Origin of the sequence: Bradyrhizobium sp. PRIMUS42 (assembly GCF_023006515.1) — a bacterium.
In the GTDB taxonomy this organism is placed as follows: domain Bacteria; phylum Pseudomonadota; class Alphaproteobacteria; order Rhizobiales; family Xanthobacteraceae; genus Bradyrhizobium.
In genome coordinates this window covers 1-5,195 of sequence record NZ_JALBGZ010000462.1, presented here as the reverse complement: position 1 = coordinate 5,195, position 5,195 = coordinate 1, and the positions used below count along the sequence as shown (strand labels likewise).

The window sequence follows — 5,195 nt, the reverse complement described above, 5'->3', positions numbered from 1 at the left end:
CGCAGCGCTGCCGAATATGCCGCCTGCGCAGGCCGCATCGGCCGGCTGCTGCTCCGGCTCGGCAAGATCTCGGTGGCGATCGATTCCAACGAGCCGATCCCCGGCCTGGTCACGCTGAAGAGCTCGACTGGCTCCGATCTGAGCGTGACGGGCAAGGCCGACTTCCTCAACAAGCTCGGTCTGACCGCGGCGACCGGCGCAGGCAATGCGAGCGTGACCGCGGCCCGATCGACCACCGCCGGCTCGCTGGGCACTCTCGTTCAGGACGGCTCAACCCTGAACATCGACGGTCATACCATCACCTTCAAGAACGCGCAGACGCCGCAATCTGCGGCGAGCGTGGCCACCGGGTATGGCGTCAGCGGCAACATCGTCACCGACGGCAACGGCAACTCGACCGTCTACATCCAGAGCGCGACGCTGACCGACCTGCTCAACGCGGTCGATCTTGCCACCGGCGTCAAGACCGCGAGCCTCTTCAACGGCGCGGCGACCTTGACGCCCACCGCGGGTCAGATCCCGTCGTCGGTCAACAGCAGCGGCCAGCTTGCGCTCTCAACCGGCATCAATGCCGACCTGTCGATCACTGGCACCGGCAATGCACTCAGCGCATTCGGCCTCAGCGGCAACACGGGAACGGCGACCGCCTTCACCGCGGCGCGCACCTCCGGTGTTGGCGGTGTCAGCGGCAAGACCCTGACCTTCTCGTCCTTCAACGGCGGTACGCCGGTGAACGTCACCTTCGGCGACGGCACCAACGGCACCGTCAAGACGCTCGATCAGCTCAATGTGCAGCTGCAGGCGAACCACCTGACGGCGACGATCGACGCCAACGGCGTGCTGACGGTGACCACCGTCAACGAATACGCGTCCTCGACCCTCGGTTCGACTGCCGCGGGCGGCGCGGTCGGTGGTACGCTCACCGGCGTGCTCGCCTTTACCACCGCACAGCCCCCGGTTCAGGACCCCGTCGCGCAGACGGCGCGTTCGAGCCTGGTCAGCCAGTTCAACAACATCCTGGCGCAGATCGACACGACGTCGCAGGACTCGTCCTTCAACGGCATCAACCTGCTCAACGGCGACACGCTGAAGCTGGTTTTCAACGAGACCGGCAGCTCGACGCTCGGCATCAACGGCGTCGTGTTCAACGCGGCGGGTCTCGGTCTCAGCAATCTCGTTCCCGGCACGGACTTCATCGACAACGGCGCCACCAACAAGGTGCTGGCCAGCCTGAATGCCGCCTCGAGCAGGTTGCGCTCGGAAGGCTCCTCGCTCGGTTCGAACCTCTCGATCGTGCAGGTGCGTCAGGACTTCTCCAAGAACCTGATCAACGTGCTGCAGACCGGCTCGTCCAACCTGACGCTCGCCGACACCAACGAGGAAGCGGCGAACAGCCAGGCACTGTCGACCCGCCAGTCGATCGCGGTCTCCGCGCTGTCGCTGGCGAACCAGTCGCAGCAGAGCGTGCTGCAGCTGCTCCGCTAATTTCTCAGCGCAAGATCGCCACACGATATATCGCGGCGGGGCTAACGCTCCGCCGTTCTTTTGAGGGAGATCGCTAAGACAAGATTAGCTGAGATCAGCACGCATCGCGCGAAGCGCGTTTACATCGTGCGTGCGTGGATCTAGCGTTGCGCTGACGAAGAGCTCCGCGACCCGTAATTATCCGGAGTGCTTCCAAGCACACACGTAAGCAAATCTTAAGCGGTGCTGCCTAGGGTTGGGAAAGAAATCCTTAAGCGCTTACAACGCGCTAGGTAACCTCCAGGGTGTGATTGATGTCGAATTCCGCTGCCTCGGCTTATGCGCGTGTTGCAACCACCACCGCATCTCCTCGCGACATCGAGGCGCAGACCCTGCTCAAGGCCGCGAACAAGCTCCAGGACGCCGTGAACAACGCCGATCCGCTCAGCGAGCAGACCATGCAGGCCCTGATGTTCAACCGCAAGCTCTGGACCATCTTCTTGAGCGAGGCGATGCGCGACAACAATCCGCAGCCGATCGACGTGCGGCAGAAGATCGCCAACATCAGCGTGTTCGTGCTGAGCCAGACCGCCGCGCTTCAAATGAGCCCGCAGTTCGATCACTTCCGTCCGCTGATCGAGATCAATCGCAACATCGCTGCTGGTCTGTCCGGACGCCCGTGACGGGCAGGTGCTGATCACGGCTTGTCGTTTTGCTTCGGCAATACGACTTTCGCGCCGACCGGTGCCGGTCAGGCGCGGAGCAAGAACGTCGATCCCGCAATCTCGATCGTGATCGTCAGGCGCTGACGTCCGTGCTGAGCGGCCGCGAGGGCTCGGACTTCATATCCAATGCATGGAAATAGGCTCGCCGGCGCAGCATCGCTTCGTCGGGGAACTGGTTGACCACTGCGTCGGTCCTGTCGTTGACGACCTGAAAGACGAAGGACGCGGCGGCCTGGTCGAACACGACCTGGCGCGAGACGTTCTCGCGGTTCGGCAGATCATTGCGCACGGGCGCGCTCGTATCCGCCGCGGCGACCGTCTGGCTCACCGGAAGATCAGTTTGCACGGCCTCGTTCGCCGCCACGTTGGACGTCGCTACGATCTGCACGGGGGCCGGGATCCCCACCGGCCTGATGCTGAAATCTGTACTCATGGCAGCCTCCTGGTTGCCTTACGTGAGTCAAATCCCAACCCCTCTCATAACGCAACCATGGAACACCAGGACTGAAGACCCGGTAAGGAAACGTACCTAACCGCGCGACGATATCGTCGCGCGGTTTTTCGTAAAATCGTCTCTAGTTTTCGTGTGCGCTCAGAGCGAGCGGCTGACCGCGAGCGGGGTGATGTGGCGCGGACCTGGTGCCGCGCGACGGCCCGCGGCCGTATAGGTGTTCGGCACGTTGCGCTTCTGGATCTCGGCATTGACGCCGCGCACGACGCTTTCGGAGACCGCGTGCGCGGTCGCGAGCACGGTGAGATTGACCTGGAGCATGGCGCGGAACGCGTCGTGGTGGCGATGCAGCGTCGAAAGCAGCTCCGGCGCGGATTTCGCGAGTTGAGGCTGGTTCGCCTTCAACTGGCTGACGGCGCCGACGTAGTTTCGCGACAGCTCCTGCTTCTTGCTCTCGAGCATCATTGCCTCGCGGACCTTGCCGGCGCGAACGAGCTCGGTCTCGCGCTCGATAAGTCCGAGCAGGGCGCTCATCGCATCCATCAGGTCCTCGGCGAGCTTGCGCGCCCCGGCGCCGCCCGGCGCGGTGTTCGGACGCTGGGCTTGCATCGGCTGACGTGAGGCGTTGAACTGGTTCATCTCGTTTGACCTTATGCCGTGCGGATCGTTTTCGCCTGCTGCAGGATGAGGGTGCGGTAGACTTCGGTGGCGACGCCGACGCCGCCGGCCTTGGCGAAGTTCTTGGAATATTGCTCGGTCAGCATCGAGCGCCACACGCCGGTGCCGGGCGTGTCGCCGAACGGGCCTTCGCCCTTCAGGCCCGAGGTCATCTGCGAGAACATGCTGTTGAGAAACATCGCCTCGAAGTCGGTGGCGGTCTTCTGCGCCCTGGCCTGCTGCTTCGGCGGGACCTTTTGCAGGGCGCTCGCCAGCTCGAAGTCCGGCCTGCCGTTGCGGCTTTCCACCGAAAAGGACGAGGAGGTGGCGAGGCGCGAGGTGTTGATCGTGCCGCTCTGCATCACATCACCTCGATGTCGGCTTCGATCGCGCCAGCCGCCTTGATCGCCTGGAGAATGCTGATCATGTCGCGCGGGCCGATGCCGAGGCCGTTGAGGCCGTCGACGAGCTGCTGGAGCGAGACGCCGTCCTTGACGAGTGCGAGCTTCTTGCCGTCCTCGGTGACGGTGACACTGCTGCGCGGCGCGACCACGGTACGGCCGCGCGACAACGGGTTGGGCTGGCTCACCTGCGGGCTCTCGGAGATGGTGACGGTGAGGTTGCCCTGCGCCACCGCGACGGTGGCGACGCGCACGTCGCGGCCCATCACGATGATGCCGCTGCGCTCGTCGATGATGATCTTGGCGGCGAGATCGGGATCGACCTGGAGCTGCTCGATCTCGGTGAGAAAGGCGACGACGTTGCCCTTGAACTCCGGCGGGATCGAAAGCTGCACCGTGGAGGGGTCGATCGGCTCGGCGGTCTTGACGCCGAGATAGTCGTTGACCGCGGCCGCGATCCGCTTGGCCGTGGTGAAATCGGCATTGCGCAGCGCCAGGCGCACATTCGGCAGCCGGTTGAGCGCGAACTCGATCTCGCGCTCGATGATGGCGCCGTTGGCGATGCGTCCCACGGTCGGAACGCCGCGCACGATCTTGGCCGCTTCGCCCTCGGCCTGGAAGCCGGAGATTGCGAGCGAGCCCTGCGCCACTGCGTAGACGTTGCCGTCGGCGCCGAGCAGGGGGGTGACGAGCAGGGTGCCGCCCTGGAGGTTCTTGGCATCGCCGAGCGCCGAGACGGTGACGTCCATGCGCGTGCCCTGGGTGGCGAAGGCCGGCAGATTGCCGGTGACCATCACGGCGGCGACGTTGCCGGTGCGGATGGTGGCGCCGCGGATGTTGACGCCCATTCGCTCGAGCATCGCCTGCAGCGACTGCTTGGTGAAGGGGATGTTGTTGAGGGTGTCGCCGGTGCCGTTGAGGCCGACGACGAGGCCGTAGCCGATGAGCTGGTTCTGCCGCACGCCCTCGATGTTGGCGAGATCCTTGATGCGCGAGGTCGCAGCCGCCGGCGCGACCGACAGCGCCAGCGCCGACAGCGCCGCGCAGGCCACCCCAACAATCCTCACCCAACGAACGCCTGGCATCTCTGCTCCCCAAGCCTCCTGAAAAGGCCCCTCAAATCGGAAAGACCTGCACGACACTCCCATGACGAGCTGGTCCGGCGCTGTCCTTGCCAGTGCTGTGCCAACCGGGGCAGCGAGGGTAGGTGGCTGAATAGGTTGAATAAATCTGTTTCGACCAATGTCAGCGGTCATTCGCCCTGAGGAGCGAAACTGCCGCCCGTCGGCAGATTTTGCCGGGCTGTTTACGCCCCGTTAACCATAAGGCGGCGAAGGTGAGGGCATCGATCACCCGGATTCCCTCCGATGCGCATCTACGGACCGAACGGCACCCCGCTGGCGCAGCCTTTCCACGACGGCTATCTGATGAAGCCGATCGACATCCCGCGGCTGCTGGAGACGATCCGCCAGCTCCTCAAGCTCGAGTGGCAGTACG

Annotated in this window: 6 protein-coding genes; 2 read left to right on the top strand and 4 right to left on the bottom strand. The window is 64.3% G+C overall.

From position 1 onward, the window contains the following. A partial coding sequence (locus MOV75_RS26640) for a DUF1522 domain-containing protein (protein WP_247006877.1) occupies nt 1-1,485 on the top strand: 1,485 nt, incomplete at its 5' end. Between the two features lie 293 nt (nt 1,486-1,778). Beyond that, a complete protein-coding gene (gene flaF / locus MOV75_RS26635; protein WP_008554779.1) occupies nt 1,779-2,147 on the top strand; it encodes a flagellar biosynthesis regulator FlaF in 369 nt (122 codons plus the stop codon). A gap of 115 nt (nt 2,148-2,262) precedes the next feature. Here flaF and MOV75_RS26630 read toward each other — a convergent pair whose 3' ends face one another. From MOV75_RS26630 to MOV75_RS26615, 4 genes are all read right to left on the bottom strand, one after another. After that, the gene (locus MOV75_RS26630) at nt 2,263-2,622 is read right to left on the bottom strand and encodes a hypothetical protein (RefSeq protein WP_246920622.1); all 360 of its coding nucleotides are present in this window, start codon (nt 2,620-2,622) and stop codon (nt 2,263-2,265) included. A 159-nt stretch (nt 2,623-2,781) separates the two neighbouring features. Then, the gene (locus tag MOV75_RS26625) at nt 2,782-3,279 is read right to left on the bottom strand and encodes a hypothetical protein (protein WP_246920623.1); all 498 of its coding nucleotides are present in this window, start codon (nt 3,277-3,279) and stop codon (nt 2,782-2,784) included. Between the two features lie 11 nt (nt 3,280-3,290). After that, nucleotides 3,291-3,659 carry a flagellar assembly peptidoglycan hydrolase FlgJ gene (flgJ, locus tag MOV75_RS26620; RefSeq protein WP_246920626.1) on the bottom strand — a complete coding sequence of 123 codons (369 nt, stop codon included), beginning with the start codon at nt 3,657-3,659 and terminating at the stop codon, nt 3,291-3,293. Beyond that, nucleotides 3,659-4,783: a flagellar basal body P-ring protein FlgI gene (locus MOV75_RS26615; RefSeq protein ID WP_246920635.1), complete on the bottom strand. Its 1,125-nt coding sequence runs from the start codon at nt 4,781-4,783 to the stop codon at nt 3,659-3,661. The genes flgJ and MOV75_RS26615 overlap by 1 nt, the downstream gene beginning before the upstream one ends. Nucleotides 4,784-5,195: the final 412 nt, after the last annotated feature.